Here is a 25267-nt window from a genome sequence, read left to right on the forward strand (position 1 = left end):
GCAAAGATGACGAGCCCCGACGCCGCTCCTTACCGGCCAAACTCCAATACCCGGAACGTGCCGGGCACGATGCTGGGCCGGGGGCGCGGGTTGGCGGTAGTGGCGGCGGGTGCCGGGCCCAGGTCGGCAGTGCAGGTGAAGAGGTGGTGCGTGGTGGGGTCCTGGGCCAGGGTGCGGGCACCCCTGGCGGTGGCAATAGTGGCCACTACGGTGTACTTGGCAGGTGTGTCCTGGTGGATAACGGTGAGCGTGCCCTCGCCGTTGCTGGTCACGATGTTGCCGGTGCTCGGGTCGAACGTTGCGCCGTCGGCCCCTTTGCCGATGGGCAGCACGGCCACCTGCTTGCCGGTGCGGCTGTCGGTCACCACCAGCTTCTCGTTGGCGCAGGCGCTGAACAGGCGGTTGTTTTTGGGGTCGTAGGCCAGGCCGGTGGGCTCGGCGCCGGGGGCTAGCGGGTAGCGGTGCAGCACATTCAAAGACTTGGCATCGAACTCGATGACCTCACTTTTATCTTCGATATTGACGAAAATATGGCCTTTGCCATCGGTGGCGGGCTCTTCTACGTCGCCGCCCAGCTCGGCGGTGCCTAGCACCTTGCCAGTAGCGGCGTCGAGTACCGTGCTTTTGCCGCCGGCATTGCTGAAGGCAAACACCCGCTGCGAGTAGGTGTCGTACAGTATCGCATCGGGCTTGGGGCCGGTAGGAATAGTTTCTACCCCTTGCAGCGTTTTCAGGTCAAATGCCACGCAGGCATTGGAGCGGCCGCAGGTGATGTAGCCCCGGCCGGCGCTGGGCACCACCGCGATGCCGTGCACGCCCGGCGTGTTGGGCACCGTGCCGAGAAGCTTGCGGGTTTTCAGGTCGACAACTTCGGTTTGGGTGCCGTGCGACACGTAGAGGCGCTCGCCGGCGGGGTCCACGTAGAGGTAGTCCCAGCCGCCTTCGCCGCCCACCGAGATGGTGTGCAGCAGGCGGTACGGGGCCGTTTGGGCGGCGGCAGGGCTAGCCAGCCCCAGCAGGGAGAGCGCGGCCAGGGTGGCAAAACGCATAGTTTTCATAAGTTAAAAGCGATAAGTGGTTAGGCGCGGGGCTGGCCGGGCTCTTTGGCGGCCACCGGCTCGGCGGGCTGCGGGCGCAGCGTGGTGTAGACCACCAGGGCCAGCAGCAGCCCTAGCAGGATGAGCGACGAGCCTTTGGTGCCGAACCCCAGGCCGTGCTTCTCGGGCGACTTGGTGAGCAAGTCGCCGAACGTGGCGCCGAAGGGCCGCGTGAGCACGAAGGCAATCCAGAACAGCAGCACGCTCGAAATGCGGGTGAAGTAGTGGGCCAGCACCACCAGCGCCAGCAGGCTGCCGATGAGCAAGGCCCCGCCGCCAAAGCCCAGGCCCGAGTCGTCGGCCAGAAAATCGCCCAGCGCCGTGCCCAGCGTATTCGAAAACAGGATGGCCGTCCAGTAAAAAAGCTCGCCCCGGCGGGTCGTTATCTCCGTCACGGAAAGCGACTTTTCGGTGAGGCGCCACAGGCCTAGCACTACTATCAGGATGGATACCAGGATGGTCGTGCCGGTGGCGTAGCCCAGGCCCAGGGTGCGGTCCATGTAGTCGGACATGGTGGTGCCGGCCGTGCTGGTGGCCAGAATCACGGCCCAGTACAGCGCCGGGATGTAGCGCCGGGCGGCCAGCTGCCCGGCCAGCGTGACCAGAAAGAAGCCGATGAACAGCAGCGAGCTGACGGCGTAGCCCACGTTCAGGGTTTGGGCCAGCAGGTCGCCGCCGGTTTCGCCCAGCGTGGTGGCGCAAATCTTCATCACCCAGAACAGCAAGGTAACTTCAGGTATCTTTTTCATAAACAAGCGATAAGCGGCCACAACTGCTGGCCAGGGAGCAGCATGCCGGCAAACCTAGCGGCTGATTCTGGCGGAAACTTGGCAGCCAGGTAGCCGGCTCGGTGGGCTAGCCCAACCGAGCATTGGCCTGTCAGATTAGCGCCAGATTCGGCCGGTAGGTTTGGATAAACATTTCTCATTTACCCATGAAAAGCCTGTTGTTACTGCTCGGCGCCACCCTGCTGGCTAGCGCCGCTCACGCCCAGAAAGTAGCCCCCGGCCAGGTGCCGGCTGCCGCCAAAGCCACGTTCCGGGCTAAGTTTCCGGCGGTGAAATCGGTAGCGTGGGAAAAGGAAGGCGCCAACTTCGAAGCCGGCTTTAAGCTGAATGGCAAAACAATGTCGGCCGTCCTCACGCCCGCCGGCGCGCTTCAGGAAACCGAAACCGACATAATGCCCGCCCAGCTGCCCGCCGCCGTGCGCGCCACCCTGGCCCGCGACTACAAAGCCTACAAGGTGGCCGAGGCGGCTACCATCGTCAGGACCGACGGCAGCACCGTGTACGAAGCCGAAGTGGCCAAAGGGGGCCGGAAGCAGGACGTGCTTTTCACCGCCGATGGCCGGGTAGTGACGCCCTAGCCCCGATTGCAAATCAGCCCGTTGGCTACGGGCGGGCAGCGGTGCCGGGAAGATTACCATGAGACAGGAAGCACTATGATTAAAAGCATGTTAACAGTCCGATTTTGGGCGTGGCTGCTGGTGAGCTGGGTTGGGCTAGGGCTGCCGGCGCGCGCCCAAGTGCCGGCTACCTCCCCTACCCGCGACCTGGCCTTTTACCTGACCCAGGCCCGGCAAAACAGCCCGCTGAGCGCCGACGTGCGCAACCAGGGCCGCGCCGTGCAACTCGAAACCGAGCGCCTGCGCGCCTTTTACACCAAGGCCAACGGTACGCTGGTGGGCAACTACACCGCCGTGCCGGTGCTGACCCGCGACAACGGCCGCATCCGCCTCAGCTACTCGGCCGACAACAGCACCAACTACGTGGGCTACGACGTGGCCCTGAGCAACGGCGCGCTCTACCAGGGCTACGCCCAGCTCACGCAGCCGCTCTTCAACCAAAAGCGCTTCGAGGCCTACGCCCAGCAGGCGCAGGGGCTGGCCCGGAGCCAGCAAAACCTGTCGCAGCTTTCGCTGCACGATTTGGAGAAGCTGGTGGGCGACCAATACATCCTGTGCCGGCAGGATTTAGACCAGCTCAGCTACGTGCGCGAGCTGCTGGGCATTCTGGACAAGCAACGGCTGCTGGTGCGCAAGCTGGTGGAGGCGAGCCTGTTGAAGCAGTCGGACTACGCCCTACTCAACATCGAGGTCGAAACCCAACAGCTCTTTCTCAATACCTACCGCACGGCCTACCACCGCGATTTGCTCGATTTGAACGTGCTGTGTGGGCTGGGCGACACCACGGAGGTGCAGCTAGCCCCGCCCGATTTGCCGCTGCGCCGCACCGGCCCCACGCCGGGCTTGTCGGGTTTCACCACCCGCTACCGGCTCGACAGCCTCACGCTGGCTGCCAACCAGCGCGTGTTTGAGCTGCGCTACAAGCCGGTGGTCAATGCCTTTGCCAATGGCGGGCTGGAGGCGGTAACCCTAGCCGATATTCCGCAGCGCTTTGGCGTGAGCGCGGGCTTGCAGTTTAGCGTGTACTTATTTGATGGGCACCAGCGCCAGACCAGCCGCGACCGCACCCAGGTGCTGCTCGAAACCACCCGCGCCTACCAGCAAAACTTTGCCACTATCAACCCCGTGCGCCAGCAGCGCCTACTCTACGAAGTGCGCCAGCTCGACGAGCGCCAGCGCCTGGCCCGCCAGCAGATTGCCAGCTACCGCCAGGTGCTCGACTCGTACAAGCGCGAGGTGATTGCCGGCCAGCTCTCGGTAGTGAACTACGTACAGGTGCTTAAAAACTACGCCACCGCCGCCCGCGACCTCGTGCTGCTGGAGAACAACCGGCTGCTGCTGATTAACGCTTATAACTACTGGACGTGGTAGCCCCACCCCCGGCCCCTCCCCGTGCAGCCCCACCCCCGGCCCCTCCCCGTGCAGCCCCACCCCCGGCCCCTCCCCTGCGGGGGAGGGGAGCCTGATAATTTAGGACTGCGCCGTCGTGGCTCCCCTCCCCCGCAGGGGAGGGGCCGGGGGTGGGGCTGCACCGCATGATTAACCAACTACGTATGCCTTCACAGTCTTATTTCCCTCTAGTGCTGCTGCTAGCCCTCGCCGCCTGCCACTCCGGTGCCACGGCCGACGAGGAAGCCGCCGGCCCGCCACCCCGCGCCCAGGTGCAGGCCGTCACGGTGAGCACGCAGAATCTGACGCAGTACCGCACCTTTCCGGCCACCTCGACCTACCCGCGCAAAAGCACCGTGACAGCGCCGGTGGCGGCCTACGTCACGGCCGTGCGCGTGAAGCTCGGCGACCAGGTGCGGGCTGGGCAAGTGCTGTTTTCGCTCGAAACCAAGGAGCGCCGCGCCCTCGGCAACGACGCGCAGCGCATCGACCCTAGCCTGAAAGGTTTCGGCCTGGTGTCGGTGACGGCGCCGGCCAGCGGCATTGTCAGCGTGCTCAATATTCAGCAATCGGGGGATTATCTGCTCGAAGGCTCGCCGCTGTGCACCGTGGCCGAGAGCAGCCAGCTCGTGTTTCAGCTCAACCTGCCCTACGAGTACCACGCGCTGGCGCAGGGCAACCCCAGCTGCACCATCGTGCTGCCCGACAGCACCCGCCTCACGGGCACGGTGCAGGCGCCGCTGGCTAGCGTGAGCCCCGGCCAGTCGGAGGTGTACTTGGTGCGGCCGAACAACCCGCCGCGCGTGATTCCGGAAAACCTGATTGTGCAGGTGCGCCTCACCCAGACCAGGCAACCCAATGCCCAGACGCTACCCGCTAGCTGCGTGCTGGCTGATGAAACGCTGCACCATTTCTGGGTGATGAAGCTGGTGAACGACTCAACGGCCATCAAGGTGCCGGTGACCCTAGGGGTGCAAAACCCGCAGGAAATCGAAATCAAGAGCCCGACCTTTCAGCCCCGCGACCGCATCCTGCGCACCGGCAACTACGGCCTGGCCGACACCGCCAAAGTGAAATTGGTACGATGAGCGCGCCTACCATTACCGAGCGGCCGGGCCCGCCCGCGCCGCCCCGGCCGGCTAGCCCGCCTACCCCCGCCGAGCCGGCCGAAAGCTCCTACTTTCACACGCTGCGCAAGCCCATCGTGCTCATTGGGCTGATGCTGCTGGCGGCCGGACTGTTTGCCTACTCGCGGATGCAAACGGCTTTGTTTCCGGAGGTTACCTTCCCCAAAATCACGCTCATCGCCGACGCCGGGCAGCAGCCCATCGACCGGATGATGATAACCGTGACCAAGCCCCTGGAGGCGGCCGTGAAGCGGGTGAAGGGCGTCACCATCGTGAAAAGCAGCACCAGCCGGGGCTCGTGCGTGATTCAGGTATTCCTGACCTGGAACGTGGACGTGTACAGCACCAAGGCCCAGCTCGAAAGCCGCGTCAACGAGATAAAGGGGCTGCTGCCGGCCGGCACCACCATCGCCACCGAGGCCATGAACCAGTCGCTGTTTCCGGTGCTGGGCTATTCGCTTGAAAGCAATTCGCGCTCGCCCATCGCCCTGCGCGATGCAGCTAATTTGCTGGCCAGGCCGCTGTTTTCGCAGGTGTCGGGCGCTTCCAACGTGGTGGTGCGCGGGGGCAAGTCCAAGGAATTTGTGGTGATTCCGGACCCGGCCAAGCTGGCGGGGCAGCGCCTCACCACGGCCCAATTGCAGGCAGCGTTTGCCACTACCAATTTCGTGCAGTCGGCCGGCAACCTGGCTAGCTTCCGCCGCCTCTACCTCACCCTCACCGACACCCGCCTCGGCACCCTCGACGACCTCAAGCAGGTGGTGGTGCGCGCCGATTCGGGCCGCGTGGTGCGGGTGCAGGACGTGGCTACGGTGGACATTCAAGAGCAGCAGGAGTTCGTGCTCATCAACGCCAATGGCCACGACGCGGTGCTCATCGACCTGGTGAAGCAGCAGGGCGTGGACCTGGCCACCTTCTCGCGCGATGCCCACGCCAAGGCCGCCGAGCTGCGCCGCCTCCTCCCCCCCGGCATGACGCTGAAGCCGTACTACGACCAGTCAGTATTCGTGACGGATAGTATTGACAGCGTGCTGCATAGCATCGTGGAAGGTCTGGCGCTGGCCATCCTGGTGATGATAGTGTTTCTGCGCTCGTGGCGGGCCAGCCTGGCGGTGCTGCTTACCATTCCGGTCACGGTGTGCTTCACGCTGCTGGTGCTCTACCTGTTTGGTATTACGCTGGATATCATGTCGCTAGGGGCCATTGCGGCCTCGGTGGGTTTGATAATCGACGACGCCATTGTCATCATCGAGCAGATATACCGCACCCACGAGGAGCACCCCGACCGCAGCAACGTGCAGGTGGTGCGGGCGGCCATCGCGGGGCTGTTTCCGGCCATGGTGGCGTCGTCGCTGAGCACCATCGTCATCCACTTTCCCTTCCGGTTGATGAGCGGGCTAGCAGGCAGTTTTTTCAAGGAACTGTCTGATACGATGCAGATTACGATGGTCTGCTCGTTTTTGGTGACCTGGCTCTTGCTGCCGGTGCTGCACCTGTTTATCGGCTACCGGGCGGGCAAAAATGCCCACGCCCACAACGCCGCCCAGGAGCAGGCCGACAAGCTGGGCTGGCTGACGAATTTGTTCGCCAGGCCGCTGCTGGCGGCGGTGCTGGTGCTGGGCCTGGGGGTAGGCGCCTGGTTGGCCGCCGGCCGGCTCGAAACGGGCTTTTTGCCTGACCTCGACGAGGGCACCATCGTGCTCGACTATCATGGCCCGCCCGGCACGGCGCAGGCGGAGATGGACCGGATGCTGCGCCAGATTGAGCGCGACATTATTACCAAAAACCCGGAGGTGCAGAGCTACTCGCGGCGCACTGGCATCGGCCTGGCTTTCGACACCCGGCCGCCCGAGTACGGCGACTACCTCATCCAGCTCAAGCGCGACCATAAGTTGAGCACGCCGGAGGTTATCAACCAGCTGCGCCAGCGCATCGAAGCTACGCAGCCGGCGCTTACCGTGGACTTCGGCCAGCGCATTGCCGACCTGCTGGGCGACCTCATGAGCAGCGCTAAGCCCATCGAAATCAAGATTTTCGGCGACGACCAGGATACCCTCGAAAAGCTCTCGGAGCAGACGGGCAAGGTGCTGGCGAAGGTGCCCGGCGTGGCCGACATCAACGACGGGCTGGTGCCCTCGGGCCCTAGCATCGTGTTTCGGCCCGATGTGGCCAAGCTGGCGCGCTACGGCCTCACGCCGCTCGATTTTCAGGCCCAGCTCAGCAACCTGGTGGGCGGGCAAATATTGGGCAATGGCACGGCGCAGGCCAGTATTTCGCCGGCGCAGGCGGGCTCGCTTGGGGGCATTCAGGTGGGGCAGGTGCAGGATGGCGAGCAGCTGCGCCAGGTGCTACTGCGCAACGTGGACTTTAGCCGCAACTCGCTGGCGCAGTTGCAGAAACAGGTTATTTTTCTGCCCAATGGCAGTCCTAGGCCGCTCACCTTCTTCGCCACCATCGACGTGGAGCCCGGCAACGTGGAGCTGCGCCGCGAAGACCTGAAATCGGTGGCCGTGCTCACGGCCCGCCTCGACGGGCGCGACCTGGGCTCGGCCGTGCAGGCCATCCGCCAGCAGGTGGGCCGGCAGGTGACGCTGCCGCCCGGCTACACCATCGTGTATGGGGGAGCCTACGCCGAGCAGCAGGCCTCGTTCCGCGAGCTGGAGCTGATATTACTCACGGCCAGCCTGTTGGTGTTTGCGGTGCTGCTGTTTTTGTTTCGCGAGTGGCTGATTTCGCTGCTGGTGCTCTTTATCTCCGTCATGGGCATCACGGGCTGCGTGCTAGGGCTGTTTTTTGCCGGTATCCCGCTGAACGTAAGCTCCTACACGGGCATCATCATGATAGTGGGCATCATCGCGGAGAACGCCATTTTCACGGTGCACCAGTTCTACGAGTCCTTGCGCGAGACGGGCGACGTGGATACGGCCATCCGCTACGCCATTGCCCTGCGCATCCGGCCCAAGCTGATGACGGCCATCGGGGCTATTCTGGCGCTCTCGCCGCTCGCCCTCGGCATCGGCCTGGGCGCCCAGATGCAGCAGCCGCTGGCCGTGGCCGTCATTGGCGGCTTCGTGGTGGCGCTGCCCATGCTGCTCTTCGTGCTGCCCACGGGTATGCGGCTGATTTATCACCACATCCGTCCGCCCGAGGCGGTGACGGAACACGAGCCGGCGGCGGCGTAGGGTGGCTTGGGTTGGCTTAGTTTCGATATTGGTAAGCAACTATTTACATTACGTGGCGCCCCACCCCCGGCCCCTCCCCTGCGGGAGAGGGGAGCCTGATGATTGAGGACGTTAGCCCCGCCGTGGCTCCCCTCCCCTGCGGGAGAGGGGCCGGGGGTGGGGCGCCACGAAAGGAAACGACCATGTGCCCAGCGTCTAAGCCTCACTTCATCGGTGCCTCGCTCACTTCCTCACGTAGCGTGTGCCCTAGCTGGCGCAGCTCGCCAAGGTAGCGCGACATGACCAGATACAGTGTCCAGACCCAGGCAATGGTGGCCAGCCAGCCGGCCAGTACATCGGAGGGGTAGTGAGCCGCCAGGTAGAGGCGCGACCAGGCCACGCCCAGCGCAAACAGCAGCCCCACGCCCCAGGCCAGCCAGCGCCCGCACGTGGGCCAGCACACAATGCCCAGCGCGCTAGCCAGCGCCAGCGAGGCCATGGTGTGGCCGCTCGGGAAGCTGGGGTCGGTGAGCAGCGTGGGCGTTTCGAAGCATACTTGGTGGTAGAAATCGGGCCGCAGGCGCTCGAAATGGTACTTGGCCAGCAGGTTGATGCCCATGGTGCCGCCCACGGCGCCCACCACGAAAGCCAGCGCCCGGAAGCGCCGCCGGTAGGCCAGCCACCCCAGGCCCAGCGCCACGAGCGCATACACCCCTAGCCACACCGGGCCGGCCAGCGCGCTCAGGTTGTCGGCCAGGGCGCAGCGCCCGTGGCCCTCGTGCTGGTGCAGGTAGTTGAGAATGGGCCGGTCGAAGGGAAAGCCGTGGTCGGGTTGCAGGCGGTCTTCGCGCAGCTCGTGGGCCACCTCGGCAAACAGCCCCCACGCCCCGGCCACCACTCCCAGCAACAGCAACAATAAGCGGTGGCGGCTAGCCCCCCGCAGGGCGTTGGTGGCCAGGGCAGAAATACGCATTGACAGGAATCAGTAGTATGAAATAGGCAAAACTCAGTCAAAATCAACTCGCAGCGTGTGGCGCGCCGGGCCGGCCTCATAGGCGTAGCGCACCCGAAAGCCGTAGTAAGCGCAGATGTGCTGCACGATGCTCAGGCCCAGGCCCGGCGAATCGGAGGCCGCGTTGTGCTTGCGGAAGCGCTCGAAAAACCGGCTAGGGTCGCCGGCCACGGCCGGGCCGGTGTTGCTGACTTCGAGCGCCGACTGCGTGAGTGACACGACGATTTCGCCGCCCGGCAGGTTGTGCTTGATGGCGTTTTGGAGCAGGTTTTGGAGCAGCGAGTCGGCTAGCCCCAGGTGCAGCCGGCGGGCGGGCAGGTTGGGCGCCACGTGCAGGGTCAGGCGTAGGGCGCGGGCGTCGAGCAGCGGCTCCAGCACGGCCAGGCGGTCGTGCAGCACCTGGTCGAGGTGCACGGGCATGGCCTGGGCGGGGGCAAACTGCTGGTTTTCGAGCTTGCTGAGCAGCGTGAGGGCCTGGTGCAGGCGCGAGAGGCGCTGGGCCGCCCGGCGGGCATCGCTCAGCAGCAGCAGCGTGGCTTCGTCCTCCAGCAGGGCCGGGGCTTGCAGGGCCTGCTCCAGCTTGGCCTGCATAATGGCCAGGGGCGTTTGGGTTTCGTGGGCGGCATTTTCGGTAAACTGGCGCAGGCTTTCGTAGTCGGCCACTAGCCGCTCGCTCAGCTGATTGAGCGCCTGATTCAGCTCGGCAAACTCGGTGATGGCGGGCGCGGGCAGCCCCAGCGGCTGGTGGCGGTGCAGGTCGTAGGCCCGCAGCCGGCCCAGCGTGTGCTGAAACGGCGCCCACAGCCGCCGGGCCAGCCAGCGGTTCAGGCCCACCACGCCCAGCAGCAGCAAGGCCAGCGCCCCGAGCATCACGCCTAGCACTACCCGCAGCAGGTCCTGGCTCTCTACCAGCGACTTGCGCACCGTAATCCACTCGGCACCCTGGCTGGCCGGCACCCGAAACGTGAGCTGCCGAAACGGCACCAGCTCATGCTCTGCCGGGTCGAGCAGCAGCGTATCGCTGAAGCCCAGGGGCCGGGGCTGCGTGCTGCGGTCGAGCTGATAGGCAAAGAGCCGGGCCGGCAGCGGCTGGCCCTGCGCCACCAGCTGCTGCACGTAGGTTTGCTCGCCCCGCAGCTGCTCCTCGGCCTCGTGGCGCAGGGCCCATTGCAGGCCCAGGTACAGCAGGCCGCTGGCCAGGGCAAAGAGCCCGGCCGTGAGCAGCAGGTAGTAGCGGGTGGTGGCGGCCAGTAGCTTCATTCCTAATTACTAGCGACGAATGACTGATGATTATGCTTTGACTATCAGACACTAACAGAGCGCTATTCGTCCTTAATTATTATTCTAGGTTGAGCTTGTAGCCCACGCCGTAGAGCGTGCGGATGTAGTTGTCCACGCCGCGCTCCTGCAACTTCTTGCGCAGGTTTTTGAGGTAGGTATAAATAAAGTCCAGCGAGTCGGCCGCGTCCACCTGGTCGCCGCAGAGGTGCTCGGCAATGGCTTCCTTGGTGAGCACCCGGCCGGGGTTGGCCAGCAGGTACAGCAGCAGGTCATATTCCTTGCGGGTGAGGGCTAGCGGCTCGCCGCGCACCAGCACCTCGTTGTGCTCGGGCCGCACCACGAGGTCGCGAAACGTAATGGACGTGTGCCCCTGAAACTGCCGGCGGCGGATGATGGCCAGCACCCGCGCGTTCAGCTCGGAAAGATGAAAGGGCTTCACCAGGTAATCGTCGGCGCCCAGGTTAAGGCCCTTCACGCGGTCTTCCACTCCGTCGCGGGCCGTGAGGATGAGGACGCCCGCCGAGGAGTTCTCGATCTTGAGCAGCCGGATTAAATTGAGCCCGTCGCCATCGGGCAGCGTCAGGTCTACCAGCACGCAGTCGTAGCTGTAGAGCGTCAGCTTTTCGTGCGCCTGGGCAAAGGTGGCCGCCGTTTCTACCACGTAGCCGTGCTGGCGCAGGGTTTCCTGCACCGTTTGGCGCAGGCCGGCTTCATCTTCAACTAGGAGCAGCTTCATACCTGAAAAGTAGGTTCAGGCTCAAAATAACTCCACAATCCTAGCAACATTCTGGCAGCGGCCCCGTGCTGGCCGGCTTTAGAGGCGCGGCCTTTCCCAAATTACTCGCGCGGCACGCTGCCAGGCCGCGCGCAGGCGCCTGCCCTAGCTAAGCCAGCAACAGCACAACTAAATAGCTCAACATAATATACTCACAACCAAAATTTTACGAAATTATTCCAACATAATCGGGAGTAAGATAACCGGGCAGGGAATGCCGCCGCGCCGCGCCATAACAGGCAGTATGGTGGCTACTTTTCGAACCTGGCCTCAGGCAGGCCCAGGCGGGCACTACTGCGGGAAGCCCAGCGTAAACGTGGTGCCCCGGCCCAGCTCGCTGCGCACGGCCAGCGTAATGCGCAGCAGGGCGCAGGCCTTGGCCACGATGGACAAGCCCAGGCCGGTGCCCCCTATCTCCTTGTGGGCCAGCGCATCGGAGCGGTAGAGGGGGTCAAAAATCCGGTCCAGGTCCTCGGTTTTAATGCCGATACCCTCGTCGGTGATGGTGCAGCGCAGGGCCCCGGCCACCAGCGCCAGCCCCACGGTAATGGTAGAGTTGGCCGGCGAGTACTTCACGGCATTAGCCAGCATGTTGTCCAGAATCAGGTCTACCAGGTACGGGTCGGAAACGATGGCCGGCGTGTCGCCATCCTGCACATCTACCCGGATGTGCTTGGCATTCAGGTCGGCGCGGCGGCGATACAGCACGTCATGCACGCAGGTCAGCACCGTCAGCTCCTGTAGGTTCAGGCCCTTGGCGTGGTTCTCGAAGCGGGCCAGCAGCAGCAGCTGGTCCACGAGGTAGGTCAGGCGGTCAATCTCGCCAATGCCGCGCGTGATGTCGGCCACGTACTCGTCGGGCCGGCGGGGCTTGCGCACCAGCACCTCCAGCGTGCCCTTGAGCACGGCCAGCGGCGTGCGCAGCTCGTGCGAGGCATCGGCCGTGAACTGCTTTTCGCGCGCCACGGCCTGCTCGATGCGGTGCAGCAGCCCATTGATGGCGCTGGCCAGGGTGTGCAGCTCATCGGGGCGCGGGGGCAGGGCAATGCGCTCCGATAAGTTATTGCGCGTGATGCGGTTAGTGGTTTCCGTAATCTGGGTAAGGGGCGCAATGCTGTGCCCCGCCAGCCACCGCGCGCTGCCAAACAGCCCTAGCAGCACCACCGGCAGCGAGCCCAGCAGCACCATCGCCAGGCTGCCCAGCACGTGCTGCGCCGCCTCCGACGAGATGGCCGCCAGCAGGTAGCCCTGCACCGGCCCGCCCGGCGCCCGCACCGGCACCTGCACCTGCCGCAGGCCCTTGCCCCCTAGCAGCACATTGCGCGGCAGCTGCCAGTCGGGCCCCGCCGCAAAGGGCAGCTGGTCGGCTTTGAGGTTGGGCGAGCGGTCCATGAGCCGCCCCCGCAGGTCGTTTACCTGAATAAAAACGGGGTCTACCTGCACCTCGCGGTGCTCGCGCTCCAGCCACTCTTCGCGGTTGGCAAAGCGAATGGTGCGGGCCGTCACGTGCAGCTCGCCGATGTGCTTGGCGGCCTCAAAGCGCAGGTTCTGGTCGAGGTCGGTATACACGCGCTCGCGCACCACCCCAAACACCACCAGGTAGGCCGCCACCACCAGCGCGGCCGTGGCCAGCACGTAGTGCAGCGCAATGCGGTCCTGAAAGCGCAGGCTCATCTAGTCGCGGGCGACATACCCAATGCCGCGAATGGTTTGCAGGTAGTCATCTTCCTTGCTGATTTTAAGCTTCTTGCGCAGCGCATTCATGTACACGTCGATAACCCCCGTGTTGTACTCAAAGTGAATATCCCACACGTTTTCGATAATGCTCTGGCGGCGGCACACCTTGTTTTTGTGGCGCAGCAGGTATTCGAGCAGCGCAAACTCCTTCTGCGTGAGGGCAATCTCCTCGTCGCCCCTGAAAACCTGGTGCGTGCTCACATTCAGCACAATAGGGCCTAGCGTGAAGCGCTCGGCCGGCCCCCCCGCCGGCCGCAGCTGCACCCTGATGCGCTCGAGCAGCTCCTCAAAGTGAAAGGGCTTCTTGATGTAGTCGTTGGCCCCGGCCTGCAGGCCGGCCACGGTGTCGGGCACGGTATCCTTGGCCGTGAGGAAGATGATGGGCGTGTGGTCGTGGCGGGCGCGCAGCTGCTGGCACACCTCCAGGCCCGTAAGGCCGGGCACCATCCAGTCGATGAGCAGCAGGTCGAATTTCTGGGCCAGGGCCTGGCGCAGGCCCTCCGTGCCGGTTTCCGCCACCTCCACCCCGAAGGATTCCTCTTCCAGGCCCTGCTTGAGAAACCGGGCAATGCCGGGCTCGTCTTCAATTACCAATAGCTGCATGGGCGAGGGGGGCAAGGGCCGGCGCCGGGCGCGGCGACCAGTAAAAAAAGGCCGCCGGCGCCCCGCAGGGCCCGCGGGGGCGGCACAGCCAGTTAAACGCAGCCGCGCCGGCTACTGCGGTGGCTTTAAGCAAATTTTAAGCTTCTGCTAAGCCAGGCATAAGAAGCCGCCTCGTTCAAAGCCCTACCCAACCTGGCGGGCAGCGCCCCAGGTGCGCCGCTGCCCGCCGATAATACCTTTACCAGTAAGTTTTTATGAAAATTTACCTTCTGGCCGCGTCGGTGGCGCTGCTGACGGCCCTGGCCCCCCAGGCCCAGGCCCAAACCCGCCGCGCTGCCAAAAATACGCCCGCCCCTTCTGCCATGCCGCTGCCCGCCGGCAGCAGCACCGCCCCCGACAACACCCCCACGCCGCCCGCCGACCCTAGCGGCAAGCTCGACTACCGCAACCCGGCCGCCGACCCGCTCATTCCGGTGGAGGCCGACAAGCGCAAGCCCGTCACCGACGACCTGCAGGCCACCGTGGTAGAGCTGCTGGAGCTGTTTCACGACTCGAAGCAGAGCCACTGGAACCTGCGCGGCCCGCTGTACCTGCCCTTGCACGAAAAGCTGCAGGAGAATGCCGACGAGTACCGCAAGTACGCCGACATCCTGGCCGAGCGCGTGCTGCAGGTGGGCAGCCCCATCGACGGCCGCACCGGCGTAATAGCGGCCACCGCCAACCTGGGCGAGTTTCCCGGCGGCTACCTCTCCGACAAGCAGGTACTCATTCTCATGACCGAGCGCATCACCACCGTGGCCAAGCGCGTGCGCCAGCGCATCGAGCACATGAGCAAGGTCGATGAAGTGACGTCCAACCAGTTGCAGGAGCTGAGCTACGTGCTCGATAAGCACGTGTGGCAGTTTCGGGTGCACATGCAGTAGGCTGCCCGCTACTGCTTAGCGCCCGGGCGGCCAGGGCCATTGGCCCGGCCCCGCCCACCCTAGCCCAGGGCAGCGAGCGCCCCCTGGCCCGTCGACACCAGTACTGCCCCTGGCGCGGCCGGGCCCATTGCCCAAGCCCGGCTGGCCAATGATGATGACGGCCTCCCCAGCCTTGCCCCAGCTGGCCCCAGCCCTCACTACTTCTCGTATCCTGAGCCATCAGAAAAGCCCCCGGCCGCTGGCCGGGGGCTTTTCTGATGGCTCGACTTACTCCATTACGCTGGCCCTAGCGCTGGCCGACGACGGGCGTTTTGCTCGCCGGCTTGGGGGCTAGCGCGGCGCTGCTCACCTGCTGAAAGGTGATACCCGAAGCCGAGCGCAGGCGCAGGTTGGTCAGGGGCTGGGAGGGGAAAAATATCTCCGTCATGGCCGTCAGGCCGTGGTCGGCAAACAACTCCACCGAGGCCGCGTCGAAAAACAGCGTGAGGTCGGCCCCCGCCGCCGTGGCCAGGCGCGGGGCCACGTGCCGGCCCGCAAACCTGGGGCTGAAGCTGGTGGCGCCCGCCTTGCGGCGGTCGATAAAGTATTCGTTTTTAGTCTTGTCGAATCCCAGCACCAGCTCCTCGCCGGCCGCGTTGCCCAGCACCAGCTCGAAGCTGGCGAGCCGGCTCGTGGTCAGGTTGAGGCGGAATTTGCCGCTGGGCACGCGCAGGCGGGCCAGGTCTACGGGGGCCTTCACGGCCACGGTTTGCAGCGTGGTGGGCGCGGCGGCCAGCTTGGCCAGCTCGCGGGCGGGCTGGGAGGTGAGGTAGATTTCGCTCCCCTCCTGGCGCAAACCCAGCTCGCGTGGAATGGTCATGGCGCTGCGCCAGGGCGAGGTGGGCACCTGGTTGGCATACTCCCAGTTGCTCATCCAACCCAGAAACAGGCGGCGCGTGCCCGTGTTGGCAAACGTGACGCCGGCGTACTCGTCGGGGCCGTAGTCGGCCCACTTCGTCTTGTCGTTCAGGGGTTTGAAGGTGTGGCCATCGAAAGAGCCCACGAAGTATTGCGTGGCCGAGCCGCCGTTGGGCCCGCCGGGGTTGATGTTGACAATCAGCACCCAGTGCGTCTTGCCATTGAGCGTGAGCGGGAACAAATCGGGGCATTCCCACACGCCGCCGTGCGCCCCTAGCTTCTCGCCAAACTCGCTTTCCCTGGTCCACTCCTTGAGGTTGGGCGAGGAGAAGAACGTGATGCGGTCCTTGGTGGCCAGCGTCATTATCCACTTGCCCGCCTGCTCGTTCCAGCTCACCTTGGGGTCGCGAAAGTCTACGATGCCGGGATTTTTCACCACCGGGTTGCCCATGTATTTCGTCCAGGTTTTGCCCGCGTCGAGGCTGTAGGCCAGGGCCTGGCTCTGGGTATGCTCGGGGTCCGATTTTTCCTTTTTGGGGTTGTGGTAGGTGAAGATGGCCACCAGCGGCACCACCCCGTTTTTGCCGAAGCCGCTCGTATTCTTGCTGTCGACCACGGCCGAGCCGGAGAAGATATAGCCCAGGCTATCGGGGAAAAGCGCGATGGGCTGCTCTTGCCAGCGCAGCATGTCGGGGCTGGTGGCATGGCCCCAGTGCATGGGCCCCCACACCATGCCGCCGGGGAAGTACTGAAAAAACAGGTGGTAGGTGCCCTGGTAAAAGACCATGCCGTTGGGGTCGTTCATCCAGTGGGCGCTGGGGGCAAAGTGGTAGGCCGGGCGCCACTGCGGCGTGGCCGGCGGGGGCGCACTAGCCTGCGCCCAGGCCCCCGCGCTCAGGAGTGAGCTGCCGAGCAGCAGCAATAACTTTTTCATACTCAGTATAGTGGGCAAATGGGTGGGAAAAAGCAGCGGCCGGCAGCTAGGCCCCCGGCGCGGCCAGCAAGTTATGCACGTCGGCGGTGGTGAGCGCGGGCGTGGCGCCCGGCTGCGTGGCCACCAGCGCACCGGCGGCGCAGGCGAAGCGCAACATGGCCCCCGGCTCGTCGCCGGCCAGCCAGCCCCGCAGCAGGGCGGCCAGAAAAGCATCGCCGCTGCCAATGGTATCCTGCACTGCCACGGGTACCCCAGGAGCTTGGTAAAGCTGGCCGTTGGTGTAAAGCAGCGCGCCCTCGGCGCCGCAGGTTACGCACACGGCTTGCAGGCCAAAGTAGTGGGCTAGCCAGCGCAGGGCGGCGGGGCGGCCGGTGGGAGCGGCGGGGTTCAGCCAGCCCATTATTTCGGTTAGCTCGTGGTGGTTCATCTTTGCCAGGTGCGCTTGCGCCAGCAGGTGCTGCACTACCTCGGGGCGGTAGTGGGGGGCGCGCAGGTTCACATCAAACACCCGAAAGCGGGCGTGTTCGAGCAGGCCCTAGAGGGTTTCGCGCGTTTCGGCCTGGCGGGCAGCCAGGCTGCCGAAAACCAGCACCGCGGCCTCCTCCACGAGGTGGGCCAGGCGGGCTTCGTACTGAATATAATCCCAGGCCACGGGCTGCACAATGCTGTACACTACCTCGTTGGCATCGCCCACGTCGGCGTTCACTACGCCCGTGGGGTGGCCGGGGCCGTGCTGCACGTAGGCGGTGCCGAGGCCTTTGGCGGCGATAAAGCGGAGCAGCTCGCGGCCCGGCTCATCATCGCCCACGCGGCTGATGAGCGCCGCCGGCTGCCCTAGCTGGTGCAGGTGCACGGCCACGTTGAAGGGGGCGCCGCCCGGCTGCGGGCCGGTGGGCAGGATGTCCCAGAGGACTTCGCCGAAGCAAACCACGGAAGCAGGCATAACAGGCTTTTTTCTGCAAGAGTACGGCGGCCCGGGCGCCGGGGCTACACCCCAAGGGGGCCGCACCCGGGCAGCGGCCTGGGTGCGGCCTAGTGCGCCCGGGCCCGGCCGGCTTTTTGTGCCAAGGCCGATTTTATTGGCCTCGGCCCCCGCAGAGCGGCTTGTTTTCCCGACTGCGCCGGGGCGCGCTGGCCTGCTGCCGGGCGGGGGCGGCCCCAGGCCTACATCTAGATTGGCAGGCCGAGCGTATGAGCCAGAGTAGTGCCAGCGCCCGGCTGGCCAGGGCTGTCTTCCGGGCGGCGTTTTACCTTCGTATTTCCTATCGCTCTTCGCTGTTATCATGCCTGCCAGCTCTGCCCTGCTTCCCGTTTTCAATGCCCTGCCGGGGGCTTATCTGCTGCTCTCGCCCGACCTGGTGGTGGTGGCCGCCAGCGATGCGTACCTGGCGGCTTCGCTGCGCACGCGCGAGCAGGTAGTGGGCCGCCCGGTGTTCGACGTTTTTCCTGATAACCCCCGCACCCCCGAGGCCAACAGCCAGCGCAACCTGCGGGCCTCGTTTGCCCAGGTGCTGGCCACCGGCCAGCCCCACGAAGTGCCCCCGCAGCGCTACGACGTGCCCGACCCCGCCGCCCCCGGCCAGTTTGTGGAGCGCCACTGGCTGCCCCACAACAGCGCGGTGCTGGATGAGCAAGGCCAGGTAATCTACCTGATTCACAGCGTAATAGATATCACCAACCAGGAGCAGGCCGAAGCCCGGGTGCGCGCCAGCCAGCAGCGCGAGCAGGCGGCCCTGGCCGAGGCCGAGCGCCAGCGCGGCGAGCTGGAGCGCATTTTTGAGCAGGCCCCGGTGGCCATTGCCGTGTACCGGGGCCCCAACAATATTATTGAGCTGGCCAACCCGCTGGTGTGCGAGCTGTGGGGCCGCCGGGCCGAGGATATTATTGGCCTTTCGCTGTTTGAGGCGCTGCCCGAAGTGGCCGGCATGGGCTACGAGGAGCTGCTGGCGGGCGTATTCACCACCGGCGAGCCCTACGTGGCCCACGAAATGCCCGCCCAGCACGACCGCAACGGCCACCGCGAAACGGTGTACTGGAACTTTGTGTACCTGCCCGTGCGCGAGGCCGACGGCCATATTACGGGCGTGATGGTGGTGGCCACCGAGGTGACCGAGCAGGTGGTGGCCCGCCAGCAGGTGCAGGACCTCAACCAGCAGCTAGCCACCCTCAACCAGGCCCTGCATACCAGCAACGAAGAGCTGCTAACCAACCAGGAGGAGGTGCTACTAGTGCAGCAGCAGCTGGAAGGCCGCGTGCAGGAGCGCACCCAGCAGCTGGAGGCCTCCTTGCTGGAAACCGAGCAGCAACGCACCCAGGCCACCAAGCAGCAGCGCCTGCTTGACCAGATACTGGGCCAGGTGCCGGCTGCCATTGCCACGCTCACCGGCCCCGAGCATCGCTTCAGCTTCTTCAACGATACCTATCAGAGGGTGTCGGGGCACCGCGCCCAACTGGGCCAAACCGTGGCGGAAGTGTTTCCCGAAGCAATAGAGCAGGGCTTCGGGGGCCTGCTCGACCAGGTGTACGCCACGGGCCAGCCCTTCCGGGGCCAGGAAACCCCAATTCAGCTGCATAACAGCGCCACGGGCCAGTCGGAACTCCTGTTTATCGACTTCATCTACCAGCCGCTGCTGGGCGAGCAGGCCCAAACCGAGGGCATTTTAGCTTTTATTGTGGATGTGACCGAGCGCGTAGTGGCCCGCCAGCACGCCGAGGCCCTGCAAGCCCAGGTGCAGGCCAGCGCCCAGCGCCAGGCCCAGGACCGCGAGCTGGTGTACCAGGTATTTGCCCACACCCCGGCGGCGGTGGCCATTTTGCGCGGCCCGGCCCTGCGCTACGAGTACGTGAACGCCGCCTACCAATCGTTTTTCCCGGGCCGGCAGCTAGTGGGCCGCCCCTTGGCCGAGGCCCTGCCCGAAGCCACGGCCAGCGGCGAGCTAGCCCGCCTCGAGCAGGTGTACCGCACCGGCGAAACCTATTTTGGCGAGGCCGTGCCCGTGCAGCTGGCCCAGCCCGGGGAGGCGCCTCGGCTGCACCACTTCACGTTTACCTACCAGGCCTACCGGGAGCAGGACACGGTTGTGGGCGTGTCTATTTTTGCCCACGAGGTGAGCGCGCCCACGCCGGCCCGCTAGCCCCCGGCCAGCCTCAGGCAGCTGGCCGTATAGCTGTTAAATGCTGGCTACCCGGGTCTGCTGTGCGCAGCCGCTTCTTCCTTTTCGTTAGGGCGATGCGGCGGCTGGCGCCCGCCGCCCCGGGCGCCAGCCGCGCCTTTTCCTGGCAATTGAGGCGGCCGGCGGCTTTTTTTCGTACATGGTAAGCTCATGCCCGGCGGCTGGCCTGCTAGCGGCCGGGGTGCCGGTGCCCCTTTTGTGGCCGGGCACCGCCGGCCCCGGCCGGGTATTTTAGTTTTTTACGCACGTTTTTTATGCCTGCTGCGGCTTTGTTTCCTGCCGATATTTTTCCCGAAAGCGAGTTGTTGCCGGCCCTGCTCGACTTGTCCCTGACGGGCATTGTGGCCTACACGCCCATCGCCGACGCTAGCGGGGCGGTGGTCGACCTGGCTTTTGCCTACCTCAACCCGGCCGCCCAGCGCATTATCGGGCTGCCGGCCCGGCCGGCCGTTACGTACCTGGCCCGGTTTCCGAACAGCGTCGCCAACGGCGCGTTTGCCTTTCACTGCGCGGCCCTGCGCGCCACCGAGCCGCAGCAGATAGAGCTTAAGTATGAGGCCGATGGCTATGACACCTACTTCCGGGTGGCGGCCCGGCGGCTGGGCGGCGGCCTGCTCGTGAGCTTTGCCGACACCGGCGACTTTCCGCGCTCGGCCGCCGAAGAGGCCCTGCGCGCCAGCCAGGCCCGCGAGCAGCAGGCCCGCGCCGAGGCCGAGCGCCAGCAGGCCATTCTGCACCACGTGCTGATGCAGGCCCCGGCCATGATTTGCATCTTTGAAGGCCCTAGCCACCGCTTTCAATTGGTGAACGGCCCCTACCAGGCCCTGGTGGGCGAGCGCCCGCTGCTGGGCAAGCCCATTGCCGAGGCCATGCCCGAGCTGGCGGGCCAGCCCATTTTCGACCTGCTCGACAACGTGTACCGCACCGGCGAGCCTTTTCTGGCCACCGAAATGCTGGTGCAGCTCGACCACGACAACTCGCACCCGACTGCGCTCGACGAGCGCTATTACAACTTTACGTACCAGGCCCGGCGCGACTTGCAGGGCCAGATAGACGGTATTCTGGTGTTTGCCTACGAGGTAACGGCCCAGGTGCAGGCCCGCCGCCTGGTAGAAGACACGGCCCGGCAGCTGAGCGGCCTCAACCACCAGCTCGATATCTCGAACGAGGAGCTGGCCGCCACCAACGAAGAGCTGCAGGCTTCCAACGAGGAGTTTTTGACCAACAACACCGAGCTGGCCCGCACCCAGCTAGCCCTGCGCCGCCTCAACGAGGAGCTGGAAGCCCGCGTGGAGGCCCGCAGCCGCGAGGTGCAGGCCGCCCTGCGCGTGGCCGAGCAGCAGCGCGAGCAGCTGCGCACCCAGCAGCGGCTGCTGCGCCAGATACTAGGGCAGGTGCCGGCCGCCATTGCCACGCTCACCGGCCCCGAGCACTGCTACTCGTTTTTCAACGACAACTACCTGACCCTGACGGGCGGGCGGGCGCAGCTAGGCCTGCCGGTGGCCGATATGCTGCCCGAAGTTGCGCAGCAGGGCTTTGTGCGGCTGCTCGACCAGGTGCGGGCCACCGGCCGGGCCTACGTGGGCACCGAAACCCCGCTGCAGCTGCACGACGCGGCTACCGGCCAGCTCGTGCAGCGCTACCTCGATTTTGTGTACCAGCCCATTCTCGACGCGCAGGGCCGGGTGCAGGATATCCTGGCCTTCCTCGTGGATGCTACCGAGAAGGTGCGCGCCCGCCAGCAGGCCACGGCCCTGCAGGCCGAGCTGCAGGCCGAGCTGCTGGCCGCCGCCCAGCGCCAGGCCCAGGAGCGCGAAAACCTGTACCAGATATTTGAGCAGACGCCAGCCATTATTGGCTTGCTGCGCGGCCCCGAGCACCGCGTCGATTACATCAACCCCGCGTTTCGGGCGCTGTTTCCGGGCCGGGCCCTGCTGGGGCTGCCCATTGCAGCGTCGCAGCCCGAGGCGGTGGCCCAGGGCTTCACGGCCCTGCTCGACCACGTGTACCGCACGGGCGAAACGTATTTTGGCACCGAGCAGCCGCTGGTGCTGGAGCCCCCGGCGGGCCAGGCGGCCGAAACGCGGTTTTTCAACTTCACCTACCAGGCCTACCGCGAGCAGGGCGAGATTGTGGGCATTTCCGTGTTTACCTACGACGTGACGGCGCAGGTGCTGGCCCGCCGCGAGGCCGACCAGCAACGCGAGCTGCTGCACACGCTTTTTATGGATGCGCCGGCGCCCATTGCCATCCTCGACGGGCCTAGCTACGTGTACCAGCTCGTGAACCCGGCCTACCAGCAGATATTTCCGGGCCGGGCGCTGGCCGGCCGGCCGGTGTTTGAGGCCCTGCCCGAGCTGGCCGATACCGCCGTGCCCGAGCTGCTACGGCACGTGTACACCACCGGCGAGCCCTTCGTGGCCCAGGAGCTGCCCCTGGAGCTGGCGCGCCACGACGGCGCTGCGCTTGAGCGGCTGCACTTCAACTTCACTTACCAGCCCCGCTATAACTCACGCAATCAGATAGATGGCATTTTGGTGTTTGCCTACGAGGTAACCGAGCAGGTGCGCGCCCGCCAGACCGTGGAAGAAAACCGCCAGCAGGCCCAGGCTTTGGCCGATGAGCTGGCCGCCACCAACCAGCGCCTGCGCCGCACCAACGCCGACCTCGACACCTTCGTGTACACGGCCTCGCACGACCTCAAATCGCCCATCGCCAACCTCGAAGGCCTCTTCACGGCCCTGCGCGAGCAGCTGCCACCCGAGTCCTTGCAAGCCCCGCTGGTACCGCGCCTGCTGGAGATGATGGACGGCGCGGTGCTGCGCTTTCGCGAAACGCTGACCCACCTCACCGACGTGTCGAAGCTGCAGCCCGATGCCGACGGCGCGCCCGCCGAGGTGGTAGACCTGGCCGCCCTGTTGCGCGCCGTGCGCCTCGACCTGGCCGCCGACCTGGCCGCCGCCGGCGCCACGCTCACCGTGGACCTGGCCGGCCCGCCCACGGCCCGCTTCTCGCCCAAAAACCTGCGCAGCATTGTGTATAACCTGCTCAGCAACGCCATTAAGTACCGCGACCCCGCCCGCCCGGCCCTGGTGCAGCTGCGCGGCCGCCACGCCAACGGCCAGCTGGTGCTGGAAGTGCAGGATAACGGCCTGGGCCTCGATGCCGGCCAGCAAGGCAAGCTCTTTGGCATGTTTCGGCGCCTGCACACCCACGTCGAGGGCTCGGGCGTGGGCCTCTACATGGTGAAGCGCCTGGTCGAAAACGCCGGGGGCCAGATTCACGTGGCCAGCCAGCCGGGCGTGGGCTCTATCTTTAGTGTCTCGCTGCCGGCCTAGCGCCGGGCCGGCGAGGCAGCTGCCTTCCTCCTATGCCAAAGCTCTCCAGCGTACTGCTAGTTGACGACGATACGACGACTAATTTCCTCAATGAGCTGCTGCTCAAGCGATTGCAGCTTACCGACCACCTGCTGGTGGCGCACAACGGGGCCGAGGCCCTGGCCCTGCTCGGCGAGCGCGCCCAGGCACCCGAAGCCCCTGCCCCCGCCCTCATTCTGCTCGATATCAATATGCCCGTGATGGATGGCCTGGAGTTTCTGGAAGCCTTTCAGCAGCTGCCACCGGCCCGCCAGCAGGCCAGCACCATTGTAATGCTGACTACCAGCCTCGACGGCCGCGACCTGGCCCGTATGCAGGCGCTGCCCATTGCCGGGCTCGTGAGCAAGCCCCTCACCGCCGAAAAGCTCCAGACTATTTTGCAGCTGCACTTTCCGGAGTAGCGGGCCGTGGGCGGGCGGCTAGCCACCCGCCCACGGCCCGGGCCCTACACTATGCCCACCCCGAGGTGGGCCAGGCGCCGGCTGATGTTGTTGGACTTGATTTTGCGCTGGATGTTGCGGCGGTGCGTTTTTACGGTGAAGTAGCTGATAAACAGCTTTTCGGCAATGGCCGCGTTGGTTTTGCCGGCCAAAATGAGCCGCAGTATTTCCTGCTCGCGGGGGCTTAGCTCATCGTCCTCGCGCTTGCCCTTGCGCGCGGCCAGCCAGCCGGCAAACTCGGGCCGGTCGAGGCTAAAGCGCACATCCTCGGTGTTTTTGTGGGCCGTAATGTCGGTGAAGAGGCTAGCAGTGGCCAGCGGATGGCCCTGCGCATCCTGGGCGATAATGAAGTTTTGGCGCAGCACGTGCAGGTAGTGCCCCGCCCGGCAGCGCAAGCGGTAGTCGATGCTGAAGCACGGGGGCGCGGGCTCGCCGGCCGGCCCCGGGCCCGGGCCGCACTGCTGCAAAAACTCGCTGGCCAGCTCCGAGCCCCGCATCACGGCCGCCAGGTCGGCCGGGTGAATGGCCTGGTAAAGCAGCTCCAGGCTCAGCTCGGGGGCCTCGTAGCCCAGCAGGCGGGTGGTGCCGGGGCTGCTGTAGCAGCACTGCTGCTGCCACACTTCAAACACCACCAGGCACTGGCTGGCAAACAGCCGCCGGGCCAGCAGCCCGGCCTCGTGGCGCACCTCGGCCAGCAGCGCGGGGGGCACGCCCGGCAAGCCAGCCAGGTGCTGGCTATCAAGTAAAACAGACATACGCAGGCACAGGTAGCGGGAGGGAAAGGCGCCTGCCCGCGGGCAAGCCGGCGGCCGGCTTGCCCGCGGGCAGCGGCGGGGCTAGTCGAAGAGCGTAGCTATCCTGCTCAGCTGCCCGTCGGCCAGTATGGTAATGGCGCTGCCCCGCGTGGCAATCAGGCCTTCCTGCTTGAACTCTGACAACATGCGGGTGGTCGTTTCCTTGGTGGTGCCCATGAGGGCGCCCAGGTCGTCGCGGCTGATGGCAATGGTGAAGGGCTGGCCCGCCGCCCCGGCCGGGTGGTAGGTGCGCTGCAACAGCAGCAGGGCTTCGGCCAGGCGCTCGCGCACGGGCTTGTAGGCCAGGTGCAGCATGCGCTCGGCAGTGGCCCCCAGGTTGGCGGCCAGCAGCTGCAGCAGGGCGCTGCTAAACAGCGCGTTGGTGCTCAGCTGCGAGCTGATGAGCTGCTTCGGAATCAGGCATACCGAGCAGTCGCTCAGGGCAACGGCCGAGGTGGCGTGCCGGCTGCCCGCCACCAGAGCGCGGTAGCCCAGCACATCGCCGGAGCGCACCAGGCGCAGAATCTGCTCCTTGCCATCGCCGCCCGATTTGGTGATTTTTACGCGGCCTTCGTGCACGCAGTACAGGCCCGCCGCCCGGCTGCCCTCCTCAAAAATAACCTGGCCCGCCCGGTACTGGTGGTTGGTTTTATCGTGGGCAATGTGCGCAATGTCGGCGGCCGGGCAGCAGCTTAGCAGGTTGTGCCCCCGGCTAGGGCAGCTTTGGCAGTTGGGGGTGTTTGGTTTTAACATAGCAAGTAGGATAGCGGCAGGAAAGAGCGGGAAAGAACAGGTAGCGCACCAAGGCGCAGCGCGGGCCTAGCTGGCAGAGCAGCGCGCCGCACTATGGCCGGGCTGAAAGGCCTCGGCCCGGTTAATTTCGCCGTTGAGGTAGCGTTGCAGGCGCAGCTGGCTGCCGGGCTGGGGCACCTGCCCGCCAAAAGCCTGGCACAGCAGGGCATTCTCGACTTCGCGCAGCCGGGCGAGGTAGGCAGTTTCTTCCGCCGGCGAAAGCAACGCCTGGTTTGCCACCGCCCATTGGGGGGTGGGGCTTGGGTAGGTTAGCAGCATGTTTTCAAGAAAAAAAGAAGGGTGAGGGCAAATAAACACCAGCGCGCCGGGCTAGCCACCCGGCGCGCTGG

Annotated in this window: 19 protein-coding genes and 1 pseudogene; 8 read left to right on the plus strand and 12 right to left on the minus strand. The window is 65.5% G+C overall.

Features of this window, described 5'->3' with window-relative positions; translation table 11 throughout:
* Positions 1 to 29 precede the first annotated feature (29 nt).
* Together Q5H89_RS04295 and Q5H89_RS04300 are read right to left on the minus strand one after the other, a co-directional pair.
* A complete protein-coding gene (locus tag Q5H89_RS04295) occupies positions 30 to 1058 on the minus strand; it encodes a YncE family protein (RefSeq protein WP_305018068.1) in 1029 nt (342 codons plus the stop codon).
* Positions 1059 to 1078: 20 nt separating this feature from the next.
* Positions 1079 to 1846, minus strand: a complete 768-nt coding sequence (locus Q5H89_RS04300; protein WP_305018069.1) for a COG4705 family protein — start codon at positions 1844 to 1846, stop codon at positions 1079 to 1081.
* Positions 1847 to 2031: 185 nt separating this feature from the next.
* Between Q5H89_RS04300 and Q5H89_RS04305 the strand changes: the two genes are divergently transcribed.
* The 4 genes from Q5H89_RS04305 (at position 2032) to Q5H89_RS04320 (ending at position 8200) form a co-directional block, all read left to right on the plus strand.
* Entirely contained in the window at positions 2032 to 2463 is a 432-nt protein-coding gene (locus Q5H89_RS04305) for a hypothetical protein (RefSeq protein ID WP_305018070.1), read from the plus strand.
* An 87-nt stretch (positions 2464 to 2550) separates the two neighbouring features.
* Positions 2551 to 3873 (plus strand): TolC family protein, encoded by a 1323-nt coding sequence (locus Q5H89_RS04310; RefSeq protein ID WP_305018071.1) that lies wholly within the window; start codon positions 2551 to 2553, stop codon positions 3871 to 3873.
* A gap of 182 nt (positions 3874 to 4055) precedes the next feature.
* Positions 4056 to 4979, plus strand: coding sequence for an efflux RND transporter periplasmic adaptor subunit (locus Q5H89_RS04315; protein ID WP_305018072.1), 924 nt, complete (start codon positions 4056 to 4058; stop codon positions 4977 to 4979).
* Positions 4976 to 8200: an efflux RND transporter permease subunit gene (locus Q5H89_RS04320; RefSeq protein ID WP_305018073.1), complete on the plus strand. Its 3225-nt coding sequence runs from the start codon at positions 4976 to 4978 to the stop codon at positions 8198 to 8200. The genes Q5H89_RS04315 and Q5H89_RS04320 overlap by 4 nt, the downstream gene beginning before the upstream one ends.
* Positions 8201 to 8402: 202 nt before the next feature.
* Here Q5H89_RS04320 and Q5H89_RS04325 read toward each other — a convergent pair whose 3' ends face one another.
* The 5 genes from Q5H89_RS04325 to Q5H89_RS04345 all read right to left on the minus strand — a co-directional run bounded on the left by Q5H89_RS04325 (position 8403) and on the right by Q5H89_RS04345 (position 13587).
* Entirely contained in the window at positions 8403 to 9152 is a 750-nt protein-coding gene (locus Q5H89_RS04325) for a phosphatase PAP2 family protein (protein ID WP_305018074.1), read from the minus strand.
* A 33-nt stretch (positions 9153 to 9185) separates the two neighbouring features.
* Positions 9186 to 10451, minus strand: coding sequence for a sensor histidine kinase (locus tag Q5H89_RS04330; protein WP_305018075.1), 1266 nt, complete (start codon positions 10449 to 10451; stop codon positions 9186 to 9188).
* 79 nt (positions 10452 to 10530) lie between these two features.
* Positions 10531 to 11208 carry a response regulator transcription factor gene (locus Q5H89_RS04335; RefSeq protein WP_305018076.1) on the minus strand — a complete coding sequence of 226 codons (678 nt, stop codon included), beginning with the start codon at positions 11206 to 11208 and terminating at the stop codon, positions 10531 to 10533.
* 330 nt (positions 11209 to 11538) lie between these two features.
* Complete coding sequence (locus Q5H89_RS04340; RefSeq protein ID WP_305018077.1) at positions 11539 to 12921, minus strand: sensor histidine kinase; 1383 nt, start codon at positions 12919 to 12921, stop codon at positions 11539 to 11541.
* Positions 12922 to 13587, minus strand: a complete 666-nt coding sequence (locus Q5H89_RS04345; RefSeq protein WP_305018078.1) for a response regulator transcription factor — start codon at positions 13585 to 13587, stop codon at positions 12922 to 12924.
* 254 nt (positions 13588 to 13841) lie between these two features.
* Here Q5H89_RS04345 and Q5H89_RS04350 point away from each other — a divergent pair, with 254 nt between their 5' ends.
* The gene (locus Q5H89_RS04350) at positions 13842 to 14510 is read left to right on the plus strand and encodes a Dps family protein (protein WP_305018079.1); all 669 of its coding nucleotides are present in this window, start codon (positions 13842 to 13844) and stop codon (positions 14508 to 14510) included.
* Between the two features lie 286 nt (positions 14511 to 14796).
* On the opposite strand, the gene Q5H89_RS04355 is transcribed toward Q5H89_RS04350, so the two are convergent.
* Both Q5H89_RS04355 and Q5H89_RS04360 read right to left on the minus strand, forming a co-directional pair.
* Entirely contained in the window at positions 14797 to 16341 is a 1545-nt protein-coding gene (locus Q5H89_RS04355) for a glycoside hydrolase family 32 protein (RefSeq protein WP_305018080.1), read from the minus strand.
* A gap of 46 nt (positions 16342 to 16387) precedes the next feature.
* A pseudogene (locus Q5H89_RS04360) lies at positions 16388 to 17626 on the minus strand (carbohydrate kinase family protein).
* Here Q5H89_RS04360 and Q5H89_RS04365 point away from each other — a divergent pair.
* From Q5H89_RS04365 to Q5H89_RS04375, 3 genes are all read left to right on the plus strand, one after another.
* Positions 17625 to 19475, plus strand: coding sequence for a PAS domain-containing protein (locus Q5H89_RS04365; RefSeq protein ID WP_305018081.1), 1851 nt, complete (start codon positions 17625 to 17627; stop codon positions 19473 to 19475). The pseudogene Q5H89_RS04360 and the gene Q5H89_RS04365 sit on opposite strands and share 2 nt — an antisense overlap.
* 293 nt (positions 19476 to 19768) lie before the next feature.
* On the plus strand, positions 19769 to 22852 hold the full coding sequence (locus Q5H89_RS04370; RefSeq protein ID WP_305018082.1) for a PAS domain-containing protein: 3084 nt from the start codon (positions 19769 to 19771) through the stop codon (positions 22850 to 22852).
* A 32-nt stretch (positions 22853 to 22884) separates the two neighbouring features.
* A complete protein-coding gene (locus Q5H89_RS04375; protein ID WP_305018083.1) occupies positions 22885 to 23292 on the plus strand; it encodes a response regulator in 408 nt (135 codons plus the stop codon).
* A gap of 44 nt (positions 23293 to 23336) precedes the next feature.
* On the opposite strand, the gene Q5H89_RS04380 is transcribed toward Q5H89_RS04375, so the two are convergent.
* The 3 genes from Q5H89_RS04380 to Q5H89_RS04390 all read right to left on the minus strand — a co-directional run bounded on the left by Q5H89_RS04380 (position 23337) and on the right by Q5H89_RS04390 (position 25196).
* Positions 23337 to 24086 carry a helix-turn-helix transcriptional regulator gene (locus Q5H89_RS04380; RefSeq protein WP_305018084.1) on the minus strand — a complete coding sequence of 250 codons (750 nt, stop codon included), beginning with the start codon at positions 24084 to 24086 and terminating at the stop codon, positions 23337 to 23339.
* A gap of 81 nt (positions 24087 to 24167) precedes the next feature.
* Positions 24168 to 24878 carry a Crp/Fnr family transcriptional regulator gene (locus Q5H89_RS04385; protein ID WP_305018085.1) on the minus strand — a complete coding sequence of 237 codons (711 nt, stop codon included), beginning with the start codon at positions 24876 to 24878 and terminating at the stop codon, positions 24168 to 24170.
* Positions 24879 to 24944: 66 nt separating this feature from the next.
* On the minus strand, positions 24945 to 25196 hold the full coding sequence (locus Q5H89_RS04390; RefSeq protein ID WP_305018086.1) for a hypothetical protein: 252 nt from the start codon (positions 25194 to 25196) through the stop codon (positions 24945 to 24947).
* Positions 25197 to 25267 lie beyond the last annotated feature (71 nt).

The organism is Hymenobacter cheonanensis, from assembly GCF_030581075.1.
GTDB lineage: Bacteria > Bacteroidota > Bacteroidia > Cytophagales > Hymenobacteraceae > Hymenobacter.

Coding starts and splice junctions, on each gene's coding strand:
- Q5H89_RS04300 (WP_305018069.1), bottom strand. CDS start 1,846: ATGAAAAAGATACCTGAAGTTACCTTGCTGTTCTGGGTGATGAAGATT.
- Q5H89_RS04340 (WP_305018077.1), bottom strand. CDS start 12,921: ATGAGCCTGCGCTTTCAGGACCGCATTGCGCTGCACTACGTGCTGGCC.
- Q5H89_RS04305 (WP_305018070.1), top strand. CDS start 2,032: ATGAAAAGCCTGTTGTTACTGCTCGGCGCCACCCTGCTGGCTAGCGCC.
- Q5H89_RS04370 (WP_305018082.1), top strand. CDS start 19,769: ATGCCTGCTGCGGCTTTGTTTCCTGCCGATATTTTTCCCGAAAGCGAG.
- Q5H89_RS04390 (WP_305018086.1), bottom strand. CDS start 25,196: ATGCTGCTAACCTACCCAAGCCCCACCCCCCAATGGGCGGTGGCAAAC.
- Q5H89_RS04335 (WP_305018076.1), bottom strand. CDS start 11,208: ATGAAGCTGCTCCTAGTTGAAGATGAAGCCGGCCTGCGCCAAACGGTG.
- Q5H89_RS04350 (WP_305018079.1), top strand. CDS start 13,842: ATGAAAATTTACCTTCTGGCCGCGTCGGTGGCGCTGCTGACGGCCCTG.
- Q5H89_RS04375 (WP_305018083.1), top strand. CDS start 22,885: ATGCCAAAGCTCTCCAGCGTACTGCTAGTTGACGACGATACGACGACT.
- Q5H89_RS04345 (WP_305018078.1), bottom strand. CDS start 13,587: ATGCAGCTATTGGTAATTGAAGACGAGCCCGGCATTGCCCGGTTTCTC.
- Q5H89_RS04325 (WP_305018074.1), bottom strand. CDS start 9,152: ATGCGTATTTCTGCCCTGGCCACCAACGCCCTGCGGGGGGCTAGCCGC.
- Q5H89_RS04295 (WP_305018068.1), bottom strand. CDS start 1,058: ATGAAAACTATGCGTTTTGCCACCCTGGCCGCGCTCTCCCTGCTGGGG.
- Q5H89_RS04320 (WP_305018073.1), top strand. CDS start 4,976: ATGAGCGCGCCTACCATTACCGAGCGGCCGGGCCCGCCCGCGCCGCCC.
- Q5H89_RS04355 (WP_305018080.1), bottom strand. CDS start 16,341: ATGAAAAAGTTATTGCTGCTGCTCGGCAGCTCACTCCTGAGCGCGGGG.
- Q5H89_RS04330 (WP_305018075.1), bottom strand. CDS start 10,451: ATGAAGCTACTGGCCGCCACCACCCGCTACTACCTGCTGCTCACGGCC.
- Q5H89_RS04315 (WP_305018072.1), top strand. CDS start 4,056: ATGCCTTCACAGTCTTATTTCCCTCTAGTGCTGCTGCTAGCCCTCGCC.
- Q5H89_RS04380 (WP_305018084.1), bottom strand. CDS start 24,086: ATGTCTGTTTTACTTGATAGCCAGCACCTGGCTGGCTTGCCGGGCGTG.
- Q5H89_RS04365 (WP_305018081.1), top strand. CDS start 17,625: ATGCCTGCCAGCTCTGCCCTGCTTCCCGTTTTCAATGCCCTGCCGGGG.
- Q5H89_RS04310 (WP_305018071.1), top strand. CDS start 2,551: ATGTTAACAGTCCGATTTTGGGCGTGGCTGCTGGTGAGCTGGGTTGGG.
- Q5H89_RS04385 (WP_305018085.1), bottom strand. CDS start 24,878: ATGTTAAAACCAAACACCCCCAACTGCCAAAGCTGCCCTAGCCGGGGG.